Origin of the sequence: Pseudomonas sp. MUP55 (genome assembly GCF_034043515.1) — a bacterium.
In the GTDB taxonomy this organism is placed as follows: Bacteria; Pseudomonadota; Gammaproteobacteria; order Pseudomonadales; family Pseudomonadaceae; genus Aquipseudomonas.
Map to the genome: position 1 here is coordinate 1,471,536 of NZ_CP138214.1, position 17,724 is coordinate 1,489,259.

At 60.6% G+C, this 17,724-nt stretch carries 15 protein-coding genes; 14 read left to right on the forward strand and 1 reads right to left on the reverse strand.

Annotated features, from left to right (window positions below; genetic code table 11):
• Positions 1-18 precede the first annotated feature (18 nt).
• The 8 genes from dnaE (at position 19) to ispD (ending at position 11,467) form a co-directional block, all read left to right on the forward strand.
• Complete coding sequence (gene dnaE, locus SC318_RS06555; RefSeq protein WP_320430118.1) at positions 19-3,540, forward strand: DNA polymerase III subunit alpha; 3,522 nt, start codon at positions 19-21, stop codon at positions 3,538-3,540.
• 152 nt (positions 3,541-3,692) lie between these two features.
• Complete coding sequence (locus SC318_RS06560; RefSeq protein ID WP_016976871.1) at positions 3,693-4,640, forward strand: acetyl-CoA carboxylase carboxyltransferase subunit alpha; 948 nt, start codon at positions 3,693-3,695, stop codon at positions 4,638-4,640.
• Positions 4,641-4,801: 161 nt separating this feature from the next.
• Entirely contained in the window at positions 4,802-6,112 is a 1,311-nt protein-coding gene (gene tilS, locus SC318_RS06565) for a tRNA lysidine(34) synthetase TilS (RefSeq protein ID WP_320430119.1), read from the forward strand.
• Positions 6,113-6,385: 273 nt separating this feature from the next.
• On the forward strand, positions 6,386-8,017 hold the full coding sequence (locus SC318_RS06570; protein ID WP_320430120.1) for a CTP synthase: 1,632 nt from the start codon (positions 6,386-6,388) through the stop codon (positions 8,015-8,017).
• 5 nt (positions 8,018-8,022) lie between these two features.
• The gene (gene kdsA, locus SC318_RS06575) at positions 8,023-8,868 is read left to right on the forward strand and encodes a 3-deoxy-8-phosphooctulonate synthase (protein ID WP_320430121.1); all 846 of its coding nucleotides are present in this window, start codon (positions 8,023-8,025) and stop codon (positions 8,866-8,868) included.
• A 155-nt stretch (positions 8,869-9,023) separates the two neighbouring features.
• Positions 9,024-10,313 (forward strand): phosphopyruvate hydratase, encoded by a 1,290-nt coding sequence (eno, locus tag SC318_RS06580; protein WP_306491924.1) that lies wholly within the window; start codon positions 9,024-9,026, stop codon positions 10,311-10,313.
• Positions 10,314-10,484: 171 nt separating this feature from the next.
• The gene (gene ftsB, locus SC318_RS06585) at positions 10,485-10,763 is read left to right on the forward strand and encodes a cell division protein FtsB (RefSeq protein WP_057723188.1); all 279 of its coding nucleotides are present in this window, start codon (positions 10,485-10,487) and stop codon (positions 10,761-10,763) included.
• Positions 10,760-11,467 (forward strand): 2-C-methyl-D-erythritol 4-phosphate cytidylyltransferase, encoded by a 708-nt coding sequence (gene ispD / locus SC318_RS06590; protein WP_320430122.1) that lies wholly within the window; start codon positions 10,760-10,762, stop codon positions 11,465-11,467. The genes ftsB and ispD overlap by 4 nt, the downstream gene beginning before the upstream one ends.
• Positions 11,468-11,585: 118 nt before the next feature.
• Here ispD and SC318_RS06595 read toward each other — a convergent pair whose 3' ends face one another.
• On the reverse strand, positions 11,586-12,482 hold the full coding sequence (locus tag SC318_RS06595; protein WP_320430123.1) for a LysR substrate-binding domain-containing protein: 897 nt from the start codon (positions 12,480-12,482) through the stop codon (positions 11,586-11,588).
• 108 nt (positions 12,483-12,590) lie between these two features.
• On the opposite strand from SC318_RS06595, the gene SC318_RS06600 reads away from it, so the two are divergent.
• The 6 genes from SC318_RS06600 (at position 12,591) to SC318_RS06625 (ending at position 17,636) form a co-directional block, all read left to right on the forward strand.
• Positions 12,591-13,703: an S-(hydroxymethyl)glutathione dehydrogenase/class III alcohol dehydrogenase gene (locus SC318_RS06600; protein ID WP_320430124.1), complete on the forward strand. Its 1,113-nt coding sequence runs from the start codon at positions 12,591-12,593 to the stop codon at positions 13,701-13,703.
• Positions 13,704-13,793: 90 nt separating this feature from the next.
• Positions 13,794-14,639, forward strand: a complete 846-nt coding sequence (gene fghA / locus SC318_RS06605; protein WP_320430125.1) for an S-formylglutathione hydrolase — start codon at positions 13,794-13,796, stop codon at positions 14,637-14,639.
• A gap of 54 nt (positions 14,640-14,693) precedes the next feature.
• On the forward strand, positions 14,694-15,167 hold the full coding sequence (gene ispF / locus SC318_RS06610; RefSeq protein WP_012722614.1) for a 2-C-methyl-D-erythritol 2,4-cyclodiphosphate synthase: 474 nt from the start codon (positions 14,694-14,696) through the stop codon (positions 15,165-15,167).
• Entirely contained in the window at positions 15,164-16,222 is a 1,059-nt protein-coding gene (truD, locus tag SC318_RS06615; protein WP_320430126.1) for a tRNA pseudouridine(13) synthase TruD, read from the forward strand. The genes ispF and truD overlap by 4 nt, the downstream gene beginning before the upstream one ends.
• Positions 16,210-16,959: a 5'/3'-nucleotidase SurE gene (surE, locus tag SC318_RS06620; RefSeq protein ID WP_320430127.1), complete on the forward strand. Its 750-nt coding sequence runs from the start codon at positions 16,210-16,212 to the stop codon at positions 16,957-16,959. Before truD ends, surE begins: the two co-directional genes overlap by 13 nt.
• 41 nt (positions 16,960-17,000) lie before the next feature.
• Positions 17,001-17,636 carry a protein-L-isoaspartate(D-aspartate) O-methyltransferase gene (locus SC318_RS06625; RefSeq protein ID WP_169867554.1) on the forward strand — a complete coding sequence of 212 codons (636 nt, stop codon included), beginning with the start codon at positions 17,001-17,003 and terminating at the stop codon, positions 17,634-17,636.
• Positions 17,637-17,724: the final 88 nt, after the last annotated feature.

Consider the following 17,724-nt stretch of genomic DNA (forward strand, 5'->3'; position numbering starts at 1 on the left):
TTACTGCACAGGATCACTATGCCGGCTTCATTCGTTCATCTACGCCTGCACACTGAATACTCCCTGGTCGACGGCCTCGTACGGATCAAACCGCTGGTCAAGACCCTGGTGGGCATGAACATGCCGGCGGTAGCGGTTACCGACCAGAACAACATGTGTTCCCTGGTCAAGTTCTACAAGAACGCCATGGGCGCCGGTATCAAGCCGATCTGTGGCGCCGACCTGTGGCTGTCCAACAAGGATCCGGATAACCCCCTGAGCCGCATCAGCCTGCTGGCGATGAACGGCGTCGGTTATCGCAACCTGACCGAACTGATTTCCCGTGGCTTTATCGATGGTCAGCGCAATGGCTCGGTGATCATCGAGCGCGAGTGGGTGGCCGAAGCCAGCGAAGGCTTGATCATGCTCTCGGCCGCCAAAGAGGGCGAAGTTGGTATCGCGCTGCTCGGCGGCAACCCCCAGGAAGCCGAAGTGCTGGCCCGCGAATGGATGCAGGTGTTTCCGGACCGCTTCTACCTGGAAGTGCAACGCACCAATCGTCCCAACGATGAAGAGCATCTGCACGCCGCCGTGGCCCTGGCCGACAAGCTGGGCGCGCCGCTGGTGGCCACCAACGATGTACGTTTTATCAAGAAAGAAGATTTCGAAGCCCACGAGACTCGCGTGTGCATCGGCGAAGGCCGAGCCCTGGATGACCCGCGTCGCTCGAAGAACTACAGCGAAGAGCAGTACCTCAAAAGCGCCGAGGAAATGGCCGAACTGTTCAGCGACCTGCCCGAGGCGCTGGAAAACTCCGTCGAGATTGCCAAGCGCTGCAATATCGAAGTGAAGCTGGGCAAGCACTTCCTGCCCAACTTCCCGATTCCCGATGGCATGACCATCGACGAGTATTTCCGCAAGGTGTCGTTCGATGGCCTGGAAGAGCGGCTCAGCGTGCTGCTGCCCAGGGACACCACCGAAGATTACGAAGCCAAGCGCCAGGTCTATGTCGACCGGCTGAATTTCGAGCTGGATATCATTATCCAGATGGGATTCCCCGGTTACTTCCTGATCGTGATGGACTTCATCCAGTGGGCCAAGAGCAACGGCGTACCGGTAGGCCCGGGCCGGGGGTCAGGCGCGGGCTCGCTGGTGGCCTACGTGCAGAAGATCACCGACCTCGACCCGCTGGAGTATGACCTGCTGTTCGAACGCTTCCTGAACCCGGAGCGGGTTTCCATGCCCGACTTCGACGTCGACTTCTGCATGGATGGTCGCGACCGCGTGATCGAATACGTGGCCGAAAAATACGGCCGCAATGCGGTAAGCCAGATCATCACCTTCGGTTCCATGGCGGCCAAGGCGGTAATCCGCGACGTGGCTCGCGTGCAGGGCAAGTCCTACGGGCTGGCCGACCGCCTGTCGAAGATGATTCCGTTCGAAGTCGGCATGACCCTGGAAAAAGCCTACGAGCAGGAAGAGATCCTGCGCGACTTTATCAAGGTCGATGAAGAAGCCGCCGAAATCTGGGACATGGCGCGCAAGCTCGAAGGCGTGGTGCGTAACGTCGGTAAACACGCCGGTGGCGTGGTGATCGCGCCCACCAAGCTTACGGACTTCTCGCCGATCTATTGCGATGAAGAAGGCGACGGCCTGGTCACCCAGTTCGACAAGGACGACGTGGAGGCGGCCGGGCTGGTGAAGTTCGACTTCCTCGGCCTGCGTACCTTGACGATCATCGACTGGGCGCTCAAGACCATCAACCGCGACCGCGCCAAGGTGGGCGAGGAGCCGCTGGATATCGCCTTCATCCCGCTGGATGACAAGCCGACCTACACCTTGCTGCAAAAAGCCGAAACCACTGCGGTGTTCCAGCTTGAATCGCGCGGCATGAAAGAGCTGATCAAAAAGCTCAAGCCCGACTGCCTGGAAGACTTGATCGCACTGGTGGCCCTGTTCCGTCCGGGGCCGCTGCAGTCGGGCATGGTGGATGACTTCATCAACCGTAAGCACGGCCGCGCCGAGCTGGCGTACCCGCACTCCGACTATCAGTACGAAGGGCTCAAGCCGGTACTGGCGCCGACCTACGGCATCATCCTGTATCAGGAACAGGTGATGCAGATCGCCCAGGTGATGGCCGGTTACACCCTTGGCGGCGCGGACATGCTGCGTCGTGCCATGGGTAAAAAGAAACCCGAGGAAATGGCCAAGCAGCGCGGCGGTTTCATTGAGGGTTGTGCCACCAACAATATCGACGCGGACCTGGCCGGTAACATCTTCGACCTGGTGGAAAAGTTCGCCGGTTACGGCTTCAACAAATCCCACTCCGCCGCCTATGGCCTGGTGTCGTACCAGACGGCGTGGCTGAAAGCCCATTACCCGGCGCCGTTCATGGCGGCGGTACTCTCGGCGGATATGCACAACACCGACAAGGTCGTGACCTTGATCGAAGAAGTGCGCACCATGAAGCTGCGCCTCGACGCGCCGGACGTGAACGCGTCGGAGTTCAAGTTCACGGTGAACGACGAAGGCCGCATCATTTATGGCCTTGGCGCGATCAAGGGCGTGGGTGAGGGGCCGGTGGAGGCGATCACCGAAGCGCGTCAGGATGGGCCGTTCAAGGACCTGTTCGACTTCTGTGCACGGGTCGACCTCAAGCGTATCAACAAACGTACCCTCGACGGCCTGATCCGCAGCGGCGCGCTGGACCGTCTTGGCCCGTATTTCCATGATGAGCCCAAGGCTTACCAGGCCAACATCGACCGTAACCGTGCCGTATTGCTCACCGCCATGGAAGAAGCGATCAAGGCTGCCGAGCAGACCGCCCGTACCCATGACAGCGGCCACGCCGACCTGTTTGGTGGATTGTTCGTCGAAGAAGACGCGGATGTGTACGCCAACCACCGCAAGGCCAAGGAACTGACCCTCAAGGAGCGTCTCAAGGGTGAGAAAGACACCTTGGGCCTGTACCTCACCGGCCATCCGATTGACGAGTACGAAGGCGAGATTCGCCGTTTCGCCCGTCAGCGCATCATCGACCTGAAACCGGCCCGGGATACCCAGACCGTCGCCGGCATGATCATCGCCCTGAGGGTGATGAAAAATAAGAAGGGCGACAAAATGGGCTTCATCACCCTCGACGACCGCTCGGGCCGGATCGAAGCGTCGCTGTTTGCCGACGCGTTCCACTCCGCCCAGTCATTGCTGCAGACCGATGCCATGGTGGTGGTGGAAGGGGAAGTCAGCAACGACGACTTTTCCGGCGGCCTGCGCCTGCGCATCAAGCGTGTAATGAGCATGGAAGATGCACGGACCAACCTGGCCGAAAGCCTGCGCCTGAAGGTCAAGACCGAGGCGCTCAAGGGCGATCAGCTACGCTGGCTGGGTGACCTGCTCAAGCGTCACCGTGGCGCATGCCCGGTGACCATGGAGTACACCGGCAACGACGCCAAGGCCATGTTGCAGTTTGGCGAGACCTGGCGAATTGATCCGGCTGACGGCTTGATTCAAGCATTGCGTGACCAGTTCGGCCGTGACAACGTCTTTCTCCAATACCGCTGATGGCCAGGCGCTTTCTTTTTCATGAAGAGCAGTCGCCTGATCTCGGCCAAACATTTAATCTCGACCTAAACGCGCCTCTCCCTTAAGGTAGAGCGCGAATAGACAACCGGCTGGCCAGGCACTCCTTGGCCGTCGACCCAAGACGGACGCTTATGAACCCGAATTTTCTTGATTTCGAACAGCCGATCGCTGACCTGCAAGCCAAGATCGAAGAACTGCGCCTGGTCGGCAATGACAATTCGCTGAACATCGGCGATGAGATCGCTCGCCTGCAAGACAAGAGCAGCACGCTCACCGAAGACATCTTTGGCAAGCTGACCAGCTGGCAGATCGCGCGCCTGGCTCGCCACCCGCGCCGTCCGTACACCCTGGACTACATTCAGCACATTTTCACCGAGTTCGACGAACTGCATGGCGACCGCCATTTCTCCGACGACGCGGCCATCGTGGGCGGTATCGCTCGGTTGGATGATCAGCCGGTGATGGTGATTGGCCATCAAAAAGGCCGTGAAGTGCGCGAAAAAGTGCGTCGCAACTTCGGTATGCCGCGTCCGGAAGGCTACCGCAAGGCTTGCCGCCTGATGGAAATGGCCGAACGCTTCAAGATGCCGATCCTGACCTTCATCGACACCCCGGGTGCCTACCCAGGTATCGATGCCGAAGAGCGCAACCAGAGCGAAGCGATTGCCTGGAACCTGCGCGTCATGGCACGCCTTAAAACCCCAATCATCGCCACCGTGATCGGTGAAGGTGGTTCCGGTGGTGCGCTGGCCATTGGTGTCTGCGACCAGCTGAACATGCTGCAATACTCGACCTACGCGGTGATCTCGCCGGAAGGTTGCGCCTCGATCCTGTGGAAAACCGCGGAAAAGGCGCCGGACGCTGCTGAAGCCATGGGCATCACCGCCGATCGCCTCAAGGGCCTGGGTATCGTGGACAAGGTCATCGCCGAGCCACTGGGCGGCGCTCACCGCGACCCGGCTGCTGCGGCCGCGACGATCCGCGCTGAGCTGGGTTCGCAACTGGCGATGCTCAAGAAGCTGGATAACGAAGCGCTGCTGGCCCGTCGTTATGAGCGCCTGATGAGCTACGGCCTGTAAGCCGACGCCGTGACTTAATGTGGGAGGGGGCTTGCCCCCGATAGCAGTGTGTCAGCCAATGCATAATTGACTGACACATCGCGGTCGGGAGCAAGCCCCCTCCCACATTTGCTTTGTGTATGCTCGGCCTACGTACTCCAGATTTTCGGCGGTAACCTGTGATGAAACTGGCCCTGCCCGCCAAGCTCCTGCAAGCCCTGACTCCCTGGCGCAACGCCCCGGCATGGCACGTCGCTTTTTCGGGTGGGCTCGATTCCACCGTCCTGCTGCATCTCTTGGCCTCTCTTGCAAACACTCCACCTCTGCGCGCTGTACATGTTCACCATGGCCTGCAAACTGCCGCTGACACCTGGCCCGGCCATTGTCAGCGCGTGTGCGACGGCTTGAACGTGCCCTTGCGGGTGATGCGCGTGCAGGTGCAGCCCGGCGCCAGCGTTGAACAGGCAGCGCGCGCTGCTCGTTATCAGGCCTTTGCCGAGACGACCGGGGCAGGGGAGGTGCTGTTCACCGGTCAACATCGTGACGATCAGGCCGAAACCCTGCTGTTCCGCCTGTTGCGCGGCACTGGAGTGCGTGGGCTTGCGGCAATACCTGCGCATCGCGCTTTGGCGCAGGGGCATCTGGTGCGGCCGCTGCTGGATATCAGCCGTGCCGAGCTGGAAACATATGCCCGAGAACACCACCTGAAGTGGATCGAAGATCCTTCAAATGCTGATCCACGTTTCTCCCGCAATTATCTGCGGCACCGTGTCTTCCCTGTTTTGGCGCAGCGCTGGCCTCAAGTGGTGCCCAGCCTGGCCCGCACGGCTGAGCACTTGGGCGAAGCCCAGGGCTTGCTCGATGAGCTGGCGGCTATGGACCTGCAAGGCGCTGATCAACCCTCGCTGGTTCCCTGGTTGCCTCTGCCTTCCCTGGCCCTTGCACCTTTGCGCGAGCTTTCCGACGCACGCCAGCGCAACGCCCTGCGCCATTGGCTGGCGCCACTGACCCGTCTACCCGACAGCAACCATTGGGCCGGCTGGTATTGCCTGCGCGATGCCAGGGACGATGCACAGCCCGTCTGGCGTCTGACCGACGGCGACTTGCACCGTAGCGGCGAGCGCATCTGGTGGCTGCCTTCTATGTGGACTGAGTTTTGCGACGCTTCGGTGAGCTGGCCCGATCCGCAAAAAACCCTGGAGTTACCCGGCAATGGCCAGTTGAAACTGATTGGCCAGGCGCCCGAAGGTCCGCTGCAAGTCCGATACCGCCAGGGCGGCGAAATCGTCGAAGTGCCAGGTCGCGGTCGACGTGACCTGAAGCGTCTGTTGAATGAGCGGGGTCTGCCCGGGTTCGTCCGTGGCAGATTGCCGCTGCTGTATCGGGGCGAGCAATTGCTGGCTGTCCCAACCCTTGCGGGGCTATGGGCCAGCGCGCCGGATGACTGGCAATTACATTGGATGCCACAGACCTGCGATCAAGGTTTGAGCTGATAGAGCCTTTCCGGTAGACTACGCTCCCTTCTTGATACAACTTCTGTGGATTCGCCTGAATCGCAGCAGTTGCCGATTACCAAGCAGTCTTTGCTGGGCGATTCCAAAAAATGTGTAGCGATCAACGTACCGGTGTTCCACTGCTGGTCTGTCACAACGCGGCGGTTTTTTTGAAAGGTGCACTGTGATTAATGCAGGTGATCGGGGGCTTCGGCCTCTCTTCGCTTTCCCCGGCGGCTCGGACCGCTTTAACGCAGACTTCTAGGGTTTTTCATGACGCGCTACATATTCGTCACGGGCGGTGTTGTTTCTTCATTGGGGAAAGGCATTGCCTCCGCTTCATTGGCGGCCATCCTGGAGGCGCGGGGGCTTAAAGTCACCATGCTCAAGCTGGACCCGTACATCAACGTCGACCCGGGCACCATGAGCCCGTTCCAGCACGGTGAAGTGTTCGTCACGCATGACGGCGCCGAGACCGACCTGGACCTGGGCCACTACGAGCGGTTCATCCGCACGACCATGACCCAGAACAACAACTTCACCACCGGCCGTGTCTACGAGCACGTGCTGCGCAAGGAGCGCCGTGGTGACTACCTGGGTGCAACCATCCAGGTGATCCCGCACATCACCGACGAAATCAAGCGCCGCATCATCAAGGGCGCAGGCGATGCCGACGTGGCGATGGTCGAGATCGGTGGCACCGTGGGTGACATCGAATCCCAACCGTTCCTCGAAGCCATCCGCCAGTTGCGTTTCGAAGTCGGCGCCAAGCGCGCGATGCTGATGCACCTCACCCTGGTGCCGTACATCGCCACCGCCGGTGAAACCAAAACCAAGCCTACCCAGCACTCGGTCAAGGAACTGCGTTCCATCGGCCTGCAGCCGGACGTGCTGGTCTGCCGCTCCGATCACCCGATCGATATTTCCTCGCGTCGCAAGATCGCGCAGTTCACCAACGTTGAAGAACGTGCGGTGATTGCCCTGGAAGACGCCGACACCATCTACAAGATCCCGGGCATCCTGCATTCGCAAGGCCTGGATGATTTTGTCGTCGAGCGTTTCGGCCTGCAGTGCAATGGCGCGGACCTGTCCGAGTGGGACGCCGTGGTCGACGCCAAGCTCAACCCCGAGCATGAAGTCACCATCGCCATGGTCGGCAAGTACATGGAGCTGCTGGACGCGTATAAATCGCTGATCGAAGCGATGAGTCACGCCGGCATCAGCAACCGTACCAAGGTCAACCTGCGCTACATCGACTCCGAAGACATCGAGAACCAGGGCACCGCGCTGCTTGAAGGCGTGGACGCGATCCTCGTTCCCGGCGGTTTCGGCCTGCGGGGCGTGGAAGGCAAGATCACGGCCGTGCAGTACGCTCGCGAGAACAAGGTGCCGTACCTGGGTATCTGCCTGGGCATGCAAGTGGCCGTTATCGAGTTCGCCCGTAACGTGCTGGGCTGGAAAGACGCCAACTCCACCGAGTTCGATCACACCAGCGGCCACCCGGTCGTGGGCCTGATCACCGAGTGGGAAGACGCCACCGGCGCCGTTGAAACCCGTACCGAAGCGTCCGACCTGGGCGGCACCATGCGCCTTGGCGCACAGGACTGCCTGCTGGAAGCCGGTTCCCTGGTGCACGACTGCTACGGCAAGGACGTGATCGTCGAGCGTCACCGTCACCGCTACGAAGTGAACAACAACCTGCTGCCGCAGATCAAGGAAGCAGGCCTGAAGATTTCCGGTCGCTCCGGTGACGGCAAGCTGGTTGAAGTGGTCGAGGCGCCGGATCATCCGTGGTTCGTGGCTTGCCAGTTCCACCCTGAGTTCACCTCGACGCCGCGCGACGGTCATCCGTTGTTCAGCGGTTTCGTCAAAGCTGCACTGACGCAACATCAGAAGAAGGCATAACCCTGATGGCCCAGAAGATCATTCGCGTAGGCGACATCGAAATTGCCAACGACAAGCCCATGGTGCTGTTCGGCGGCATGAACGTACTGGAAAGCCGCGACATGGCGATGCAGGTCTGTGAAGAGTACGTACGGGTTACCCAGAAGCTGGGTATCCCTTATGTCTTTAAGGCCAGCTTCGACAAGGCCAACCGTTCGTCCGTGACTTCCTATCGCGGCCCGGGCCTTGAAGAAGGCATGCGGATCTTCCAGGACATCAAGCAAGCCTTCGGCGTGCCGGTCATCACCGACGTCCACGAGCCTGAGCAGGCTGCCGTGGTCGCCGAGGTGTGCGACATCATCCAGTTGCCGGCCTTCCTGTCGCGCCAGACCGACCTCGTGGTCGCCATGGCCAAGACCGGCGCTGTGATCAATATCAAGAAAGCCCAGTTCCTCGCGCCCCAGGAAATGAAACATATCCTGAGCAAATGCGTGGAAGCGGGTAACGACCAGTTGATCCTGTGCGAGCGCGGTTCGAGCTTCGGCTACAACAACCTCGTGGTGGACATGCTGGGTTTTGGCATCATGAAACAGTTCGAATACCCGGTGTTCTTCGACGTGACCCACGCGCTGCAAATGCCCGGTGGTCGCTCCGACTCCGCCGGTGGGCGTCGTGCCCAGGTTACCGATCTGGCCAAGGCGGGCATGAGCCAGTCTTTGGCCGGCCTGTTCCTGGAAGCCCACCCGGACCCGGACAACGCCAAGTGCGATGGCCCTTGCGCCCTGCGCCTGGACAAGCTGGAGCCGTTCCTGGCCCAGCTCAAGCAGTTGGACGAGCTGGTCAAGAGTTTTCCGACGGTAGAAACCGCGTAAGCGTCGTTTCTCCGGTAGAATTTCCCACGCTTTACGCTCAGGTCCAGGCCTGAGCCTTGTCGTCTGCAAGCCTGCCCTGTTGTTCCACCCTTGCGGTCGGTCAAAAGATTTCCTTCAGCTGCGTCGTTTTCGTCAACTTTGGAGTGTTTACAACAATGGCAAAAATCGTCGACATCAAAGGTCGTGAAGTTCTCGACTCCCGTGGCAACCCCACCGTCGAAGCCGACGTGCTTCTCGATAACGGCATCATCGGCAGCGCCTGCGCGCCGTCCGGTGCTTCCACCGGTTCGCGCGAAGCGCTGGAGCTGCGTGATGGCGACAAGAGCCGTTACCTGGGCAAGGGTGTACTCAAGGCCGTAGCCAACATCAACGGTCCGATCCGTGACCTGCTGCTGGGCAAGGACCCGCTGGACCAGAAAGCCCTGGACCACGCGATGATCAAGCTCGACGGCACCGAAAACAAAGGCAGCCTGGGCGCCAACGCCATCCTCGCCGTGTCCCTGGCTGCCGCCAAGGCCGCCGCCCAGGACCAGGACCTGCCGCTGTACGCACACATTGCCAACCTGAACGGCACCCCGGGTGTTTACTCGATGCCGGTACCGATGATGAACATCATCAACGGTGGCGAGCACGCCGATAACAACGTCGACATCCAGGAATTCATGGTGCAGCCGGTGGGTGCCAAGACCTTCTCCGAAGGCCTGCGCATGGGCACCGAGATTTTCCATCACCTCAAGGCTGTGCTGAAGGCCCGTGGCCTGAGCACCGCGGTGGGTGACGAAGGTGGTTTCGCGCCGAACCTGGCGTCCAACGAAGATGCGCTCAAAGTGATCTCCGAAGCCGTGGCCAACGCGGGCTACAAGCTGGGCACCGACGTGACCCTGGCCCTGGACTGCGCGGCCAGCGAATTCTTTGAGGACGGCAAGTACAACCTGTCCGGCGAAGGCCAGGTGTTCAACTCCGAAGGTTTCGCTGAATACCTCAAGGGCCTGACCCAGCGCTACCCGATCATCTCGATCGAAGACGGCCTGGACGAGTCCGACTGGGATGGCTGGAAAATCCTCACCGACAAGATCGGCGAAAAGATCCAGCTGGTGGGCGACGACCTGTTCGTGACCAACACCAAGATCCTGAAAGAAGGCATCGACAAGAAGATCGCCAACTCGATCCTGATCAAGTTCAACCAGATCGGCACCCTGACCGAAACCCTGGAAGCCATCCAGATGGCCAAGGCTGCGGGCTACACCGCCGTGATCTCGCACCGCTCCGGTGAAACCGAAGACTCCACCATTGCCGACCTGGCCGTGGGTACCTCGGCTGGCCAGATAAAGACCGGTTCCCTGTGCCGTTCCGACCGTGTGTCCAAGTACAACCAGTTGCTGCGCATCGAAGAGCAATTGGCGGGTAAAGCCAAGTACAACGGTCGCAGCGAGTTTCGCGGCTGAGCAGTAAATGGTAAAAAGTTGGCCGATTGCGTCGCAAATTTCACGACAGAGTGAATTTCGGCGTTAATCTGCTGACTGACAAGCACAAGCCTGGTTTATCCAGGCTTCGTGCTATCAGTTGCTGCAAAAGGTTTGCATGACTGTCTTTATTCATTGGATACCCGGATTTCGATGCGCAGTCCCAATTGGTTGTTTCTCGTCTTGCTCTTGTTGCTGGCTGGCCTGCAGTACCGCCTATGGGTGGGTAACGGCAGCTTTGCGCAGGTGGAAGAGCTGACCCAGCAAATTGCCGATCAGCACGCCGAAAACGAACGCCTGCTGGAGCGCAACCGCGTCCTTGACGCCGAAGTGCTTGAGTTGAAGAAAGGTACGGAGACCGTTGAAGAACGGGCTCGTCATGAACTGGGCATGGTCAAGGAGGGCGAAACCCTCTACCAGTTGGCCCAATGAACACCGAGTTACCGGCCTTCTGGGCCGTGATTCCTGCCGCGGGTGTGGGTGCCCGTATGGCCGCGGACCGTCCCAAGCAGTATCTGCAACTGGGCGGGCGCACTATTGTTGAACACAGCCTTGGCTGTTTCCTTGGCCACCCTGCGCTGAAAGGGCTGGTGGTCAGTCTTGCTATGGATGACCCCTACTGGCCCAGCCTGGCGTGTGCCGCTGACCCGCGTATCCACCGTGCGGACGGCGGATCGGAGCGTTCGGGCTCCGTCCTCAATGCGCTGCTGCAACTCAATGCCCTGGGCGCCAGTGATGATGACTGGGTGCTGGTGCACGATGCAGCGCGGCCCAATCTGAGCCGTGACGACCTCGACAAGCTATTGGCTGAGCTGGCTGACGATCCCGTGGGTGGCCTGCTGGCGGTGCCGGCCCGTGACACCCTCAAGCGCGTCGACAAGCACGGCCGTGTGGTCGAGACCGTTGATCGTAGCCTGATCTGGCAAGCCTACACGCCGCAGATGTTCCGCCTGGGTGCCTTGCACCGCGCGTTGGCTGACAGCCTGGTGGCCGACGCGGTGATCACCGATGAAGCCTCCGCCATGGAATGGTCCGGCCAGGCGCCGCGGTTGATCGAGGGGCGTTCGGACAACATCAAGGTGACCCGGCCGGAAGACCTTGAGTGGCTACGGCTGCGCTGGGCCAACCGCAGGTAGTCGGTCGTACCGCGTCGACTTCATCGCAGGCAAGCCAGCTACCACAGTTGACTGGGTTCACAGATCAAAATGTGGGAGGGGGCTTGCCCCCGATGCGGCCTGACCAGGCAACAAATAATCACCCGCTGTATTCCGGCCTTTGAGCCAACCCTTGCTTCAAGAAATCCACCAACTTCCTGACCTTCGGCGATAAATGCCGCTGCTGCGGATACAGCGCCCACACGGCCGTATTCGGCGGCTGATGCGCCTCCAGCAACGACACCAGCGCACCACTGTGCAAATGCTCCAGCACGTAATAGTCCGGCAACTGGCACAGTCCCATGCCCTGCAGCGCGGCATCCAGCACCGCTTGCCCACTGTTGCAGCGCCAGTTGCCCTGCACCCGCTGGGAAAATTCGCGTCCGTCCTGGGCCAGTTGCCACACATCCGAACTGCCGATCAGGCAGTTGTGCCGGCTCAACTCCGACAAACTATGTGGCCGACCATACCGGGCCAGGTAGGAAGGTGACGCACACACATACATGCGGCGCGCAGCCAGGCGGCTGGCAACCATGCGCGAGTCTTGCAGGCGACCGAGGCGAATCGCCAGATCGAGTCCTTCGTGCACCAGGTCCAGCTGGCGGTTGCTCAGCTCGATATCGACCCGCAACTGCGGATAGAGCGCCATGAACCGGGTCACAAGTGGCACGATAAAACGTTCGCCATAGGCCACGGCGCAGGTCATGCGCAACATGCCTTTGGGTTCGCTGGTCAGGTCGCCCACTGCACGCAAGGCTTCCTCGCGACCGTCCTGCAAGCGTTGGCAGTGCTGCAGGAAGGTCTGGCCCGCTTCGGTCAGCGTCACCTTGCGTGTGCTGCGATACAGCAGGCGTGTTTGCAGGCGTTCTTCCAGGCGCGCCACCTGGCGGCTGATGTGGGACGAAGAAACCCCCAGGCGCTCGGCCGCCGCAGTGAATTGGCTGCATTCGGCCACCGCGACGAACTCATCAATGCCTTCCCAGCGGTTCTCCAGCATGGCTATTGTCCCTGTACAGCAATAATGTTTTGCTTTCGTCTGGATTATTAATCAATGAGCGATGTTTTACACTGTTCCAATCAACTTTCACTCCCTGGAGAAAACCGGATGATCAAGTCCCGCGCCGCCGTAGCCTTCGAAGCCAAGAAGCCCCTTGAAATTGTGGAAGTCGATGTCGCCATGCCCAAGGCTGGCGAAGTGCTGTTGCGCGTGGTCGCGTCCGGCGTGTGCCATACCGACGCCTACACGCTGTCGGGCGCAGACCCGGAAGGTATCTTCCCGTCGATCCTCGGTCATGAAGGCGGCGCAGTGGTTGAGGCTATCGGTGAAGGCGTGACTTCGGTCGCCGTCGGCGACCACGTGATCCCGCTGTACACCCCCGAATGCGGCCAGTGCAAATTCTGCCGGTCGGGCAAGACCAACCTGTGCCAGGCCATCCGCTCTACTCAGGGCAAGGGCCTGATGCCTGACGGCACCACGCGTTTTTCCTACAAAGGCCAGCCGATTTTCCACTACATGGGTACCTCGACGTTCTCCGAGTACACCGTGTTGCCGGAAATTTCCGTCGCCAAGATTCCCAAAGAAGCGCCGCTGGAAAAGGTTTGCCTGCTGGGCTGTGGCGTGACCACCGGTATCGGCGCGGTGATCAACACGGCCAAGGTCAAGCCCGGTGACACCGTGGCTATCTTCGGTTTGGGCGGCATCGGTCTCTCTGCGGTGATTGGCGCCGTCAAGGCCAAGGCGGGTCGCATCATTGCCATCGACATCAACCCGGCCAAGTTCGAAATCGCCAAGCAACTGGGCGCTACCGACTGCATCAACCCGAAAGACTACGACCGCCCGATCCAGGACGTGATTGTCGATCTGACCGATGGCGGCGTGGACTTTTCCTTCGAGTGCATCGGCAATGTTCAGCTGATGCGTGCGGCTCTGGAGTGCTGCCATAAAGGGTGGGGTGAGTCGGTAATCATCGGCGTGGCCGGTGCCGGCCAGGAAATCGCTACCCGTCCATTCCAACTGGTGACCGGCCGCGTCTGGCGCGGTTCTGCATTCGGCGGCGTACGTGGACGCAGCGAATTGCCAAGCTACGTGGAAATGGCCCAGACCGGCGAGATCCCGCTGGACACCTTCATCACCCACACCATGGGCCTGGAAGACATCAACAAAGCCTTCGACCTGATGCATGAAGGCAAGAGCATTCGTACCGTCATTCATTTTTGAAGCAGTGGCAAGCGACAAGCTGAAAGCTGCAAGTGGGGCATACGCCTTCTTGTCGCTTGAAGCGTGCGGCTTGCAGCTGGGAGAACCCCCATGTCCCTGGAAAATATTTCCTGTCAGAAAAGTTTTGGTGGTTGGCACAAGCGCTACAAACACAGCTCCCACGTGCTCGATTGCGACATGACCTTCGCAGTCTACCTGCCGCCGCAAGCGGAGCAGTGCGGCAAGCTGCCGGTGCTGTACTGGCTGTCTGGCTTGACCTGCACCGATGAGAACTTCATGCAGAAGGCCGGTGCCCATCGCATGGCCGCCGAACTGGGCCTGATCATCGTGGCGCCGGATACCAGTCCGCGCGGCCCCGGTGTGCCAGATGACCCGGACAACGCCTGGGACTTCGGCCTGGGCGCCGGTTTCTATCTCAATGCCACCCAGGAACCCTGGGCCAGGCATTATCGGATGCACGACTACGTGGTGCAGGAATTGCCAGCGTTGGTGGAAGCGCATTTTCCGGCTTCGGACAAGCGGGGCATCAGCGGCCACTCGATGGGCGGCCACGGTGCGCTGGTCTGTGCGCTGCGCAATCCGGGCCGTTACCAGTCCGTATCGGCGTTTTCGCCAATCAACAATCCGATGGATTGCCCCTGGGGCCAGAAAGCCTTCTCCCGTTACCTGGGTGAAGAGCGCTCGAAGTGGCGTGAATGGGATGCCTGTCTGCTGATCAGCGAAGCATCGGAGCGGTTGCCGCTGTTGGTGGACCAGGGTGATCGTGACGATTTCCTTGCCGTGCAGCTCAAGCCCGAGGCCCTGCAGGCAGCGGCCAAGGCGGCGGGTCATCCGCTGGAACTGCGGCTGCAGCCCGGCTACGACCACAGCTACTTCTTTATCGCCAGCTTCATCGACGACCATTTGCGCCATCATGGTCGTGCTTTGCTCGGTTAATCTGAGGCAAAAGTAGGTAGAATCACGCCCTGAATTAAATCGGGGCGTTTTTTTATGCGTATTGGCCACGGCTACGATGTGCACCGTTTCGCTGAAGGCGATTTCATCACTTTGGGCGGCGTGCGTATCGCGCACCACCATGGGCTGCTGGCTCATTCCGACGGCGACGTCGTCTTGCACGCCTTGAGCGATGCGTTGCTCGGCGCAGCGGCGCTCGGTGATATCGGCAAGCACTTTCCAGACACCGACCCAACCTTCAAGGGCGCGGACAGCCGTGTCCTGCTGCGCCATGTGGTCGGCTTGATCCACGCCAAGGGCTGGAAAGTCGGCAACGTCGATAACACCATCGTGGCCCAGGCGCCCAAGATGGCCCCGCATATCGAGTCGATGCGCGCCTTGATCGCTGCCGACCTGCAAATAGAATTGGACCAGGTAAACGTGAAAGCCACTACCACCGAAAAGCTCGGGTTTACTGGTCGGGAAGAGGGCATTGCCGTGCATTCCGTCGCCTTGTTGCTGCGCGCATGAACGAACTCCAATTGCTCGGCCCGCGTGCCTATGGCGAGGCCTTGGGCAGCGCGGTCCTGAAGGCCACCGCCGAAGATTTCCAGGTAGACGAAGTACTTGATATCCCCCTGACCGGCGAGGGCGAGCACCTGTGGTTGTGGGTGGAAAAGCGCGGTCTGAACACCGAGGAAGCGGCGCGGCGTATCGCCAAGGCGGCCGGCGTGCCACTGCGCACCGTCAGCTATGCCGGGCTCAAGGACCGGCAGGCATTGACCCGTCAGTGGTTCAGCGTGCAATTGCCCGGCAAGGCCGACCCGGACATGAGTGCCGCCGAGAACGACACCCTCAAGATTCTGAAAACCGCTCGGCACAAGCGCAAGCTGCAGCGCGGTGCACACGCGGCCAACGGCTTTACCTTGCGCCTGACCCAGTTGGCCGGCGATACCGCCGCCATCGATGCGCGTCTGCAATTGATCGCCCGGCACGGTATTCCCAACTATTTCGGTACCCAGCGCTTTGGCCATAACGGCGGCAATGTGGTCGACGCCCGTGACTGGGCAGCGCGCAAGGCCTTGCCGGAACAACGCAATGTGCGTTCGCGGCTGCTCTCCACTGCCCGTAGCTTTCTGTTCAACAAGGTGTTGGCGGCGCGCGTCGCTGACGGTTCCTGGCAGCGTGCCCAAGTCGGCGACCTGCTGGCCTTTACCGACAGTCGCAGTTTTTTCCCGGCGGGGGAGGCTGAATGCAGCGACCCGCGTCTGGCGATCCTGGACCTGCACCCCACCGGCCCGCAGTGGGGCGAGGGTGATTCACCGGCGAAAGGTCTTACATACGAATTGGAACAATCTGTCGCCGCTGAAGAAGCCGACCTGCGTGATTGGCTGGTAAATGCAGGGATGAGCCAAGAACGTCGCATTCTGCGACTGCCCATTGGCGGGTTGACGTGGCATTATCCCGGGCCTGACATTCTGCAATTGGAATTCGTCCTGCCGGCTGGATGCTTCGCCACTGTGTTGGTGCGCGAGCTTGTTGATCTAGTGCCGGTGGGGCCGACGGACAACCCATGCGTATTCTGATATCAAACGATGACGGTGCCACCGCACCCGGCCTCGCCGCGCTTCATGCTGCGCTGGCCGATTACGCCGAGTGCGTGGTGGTAGCCCCCGACCAGGACAAGAGCGGCGCCAGCAGTTCGCTGACGCTCGATCGGCCGTTGCATCCCAAGGTCCTGGCCAATGGCTTTATCAGCGTGAACGGCACCCCCACCGACTGCGTGCACCTGGCGATCAACAGCTTGCTGGAGCACGCGCCGGACCTGGTGGTGTCTGGCATCAACCTGGGCGCGAACCTGGGTGATGATGTGCTGTATTCCGGCACCGTGGCGGCGGCCCTTGAGGGGCGCTTTCTCGGTGGGACCGGGTTCGCCTTTTCCTTCGCCTCCCGGCAGTTGGATAATTTGGCGACGGCGGCGTACTACGCTCGCAAACTGGTGGAGGCGCACGGTTCCCTGGACCTGCCGCCGCGCACGGTGCTTAACGTCAATATCCCCAACCTGCCTCTGGACCGTGTACGCGGTATCCAGCTCACGCGGCTGGGGCACCGTGCCCGTGCGGCGGCGCCTTTGAAGGTGGTCGACCCGCGTGGCAAGGAAGGTTATTGGATCGCCGCGGCCGGCGACGCCGAAGACGGGGGTGAGGGCACGGACTTTCATGCGGTGATGCAAGGCTATGTATCGATTACCCCGTTGCAATTCGATCGCACCTTCAGTGATGCCTTCAGTGGTCTTGATGGCTGGCTGGAGGGACTGCGCTGATGGCTCGTGAACAGGACGACCTGCTGCGCCGTGGCATCGGGATGACCTCCCAGCGCACCCGCGAACGTTTGATCCAGCGTCTGTACGAAGAAGGCTTGTCCAACGCGCAGGTGTTGGAAGTCATCCGGCGTACGCCTCGACACCTGTTTGTCGACGAAGCCCTTGCGCATCGCGCCTACGAAGACACGGCGTTGCCGATCGGCCACAACCAGACCATCTCCCAGCCGTATATGGTCGCCCGCATGAGCGAACTGTTGCTGGCCGCGGGGCCATTGGACAAGGTGCTGGAAATCGGCACCGGCTCCGGCTACCAGACCGCCGTGCTGTCGCAACTGGTCGAGCGGGTGTTCTCCGTTGAGCGCATCAAGGTGCTGCAGGACCGCGCCAAGGAGCGCCTGGTGGAGCTGAACCTGCGTAACGTGGTGTTTCGCTGGGGGGATGGCTGGGAAGGCTGGCCGGCCCTGGCGCCCTACAACGGCATCATCGTGACTGCGGTAGCCACCGATGTGCCGCAAGCGTTGCTCGATCAACTGGCGCCTGGCGGCCGGTTAGTCATCCCGGTGGGGTCCGGTGAAGTGCAACAATTGATGCTTATTGTCCGAGAGGACGAAGGCTTTTCCCGGCACGTGCTTGGCGCCGTGCGCTTCGTGCCATTGCTCAATGGCCCGCTGGCCTGATCATTTATTGCGTGGCAGTGAATTCCATAGACACGGATGTGTCTTACAGCGGGGTCTATAGATTCAACTGGGCAGGCGCCGCAATTAA

Excerpts from the sequence above, each read along its gene's own strand:
- dnaE (WP_320430118.1), top strand. The coding sequence starts at position 19 with ATGCCGGCTTCATTCGTTCATCTACGCCTGCACACTGAATACTCCCTG.
- SC318_RS06560 (WP_016976871.1), top strand. The coding sequence starts at position 3,693 with ATGAACCCGAATTTTCTTGATTTCGAACAGCCGATCGCTGACCTGCAA.
- tilS (WP_320430119.1), top strand. The coding sequence starts at position 4,802 with ATGAAACTGGCCCTGCCCGCCAAGCTCCTGCAAGCCCTGACTCCCTGG.
- SC318_RS06570 (WP_320430120.1), top strand. The coding sequence starts at position 6,386 with ATGACGCGCTACATATTCGTCACGGGCGGTGTTGTTTCTTCATTGGGG.
- kdsA (WP_320430121.1), top strand. The coding sequence starts at position 8,023 with ATGGCCCAGAAGATCATTCGCGTAGGCGACATCGAAATTGCCAACGAC.
- eno (WP_306491924.1), top strand. The coding sequence starts at position 9,024 with ATGGCAAAAATCGTCGACATCAAAGGTCGTGAAGTTCTCGACTCCCGT.
- ftsB (WP_057723188.1), top strand. The coding sequence starts at position 10,485 with ATGCGCAGTCCCAATTGGTTGTTTCTCGTCTTGCTCTTGTTGCTGGCT.
- ispD (WP_320430122.1), top strand. The coding sequence starts at position 10,760 with ATGAACACCGAGTTACCGGCCTTCTGGGCCGTGATTCCTGCCGCGGGT.
- SC318_RS06595 (WP_320430123.1), bottom strand. The coding sequence starts at position 12,482 with ATGCTGGAGAACCGCTGGGAAGGCATTGATGAGTTCGTCGCGGTGGCC.
- SC318_RS06600 (WP_320430124.1), top strand. The coding sequence starts at position 12,591 with ATGATCAAGTCCCGCGCCGCCGTAGCCTTCGAAGCCAAGAAGCCCCTT.
- fghA (WP_320430125.1), top strand. The coding sequence starts at position 13,794 with ATGTCCCTGGAAAATATTTCCTGTCAGAAAAGTTTTGGTGGTTGGCAC.
- ispF (WP_012722614.1), top strand. The coding sequence starts at position 14,694 with ATGCGTATTGGCCACGGCTACGATGTGCACCGTTTCGCTGAAGGCGAT.
- truD (WP_320430126.1), top strand. The coding sequence starts at position 15,164 with ATGAACGAACTCCAATTGCTCGGCCCGCGTGCCTATGGCGAGGCCTTG.
- surE (WP_320430127.1), top strand. The coding sequence starts at position 16,210 with ATGCGTATTCTGATATCAAACGATGACGGTGCCACCGCACCCGGCCTC.
- SC318_RS06625 (WP_169867554.1), top strand. The coding sequence starts at position 17,001 with ATGACCTCCCAGCGCACCCGCGAACGTTTGATCCAGCGTCTGTACGAA.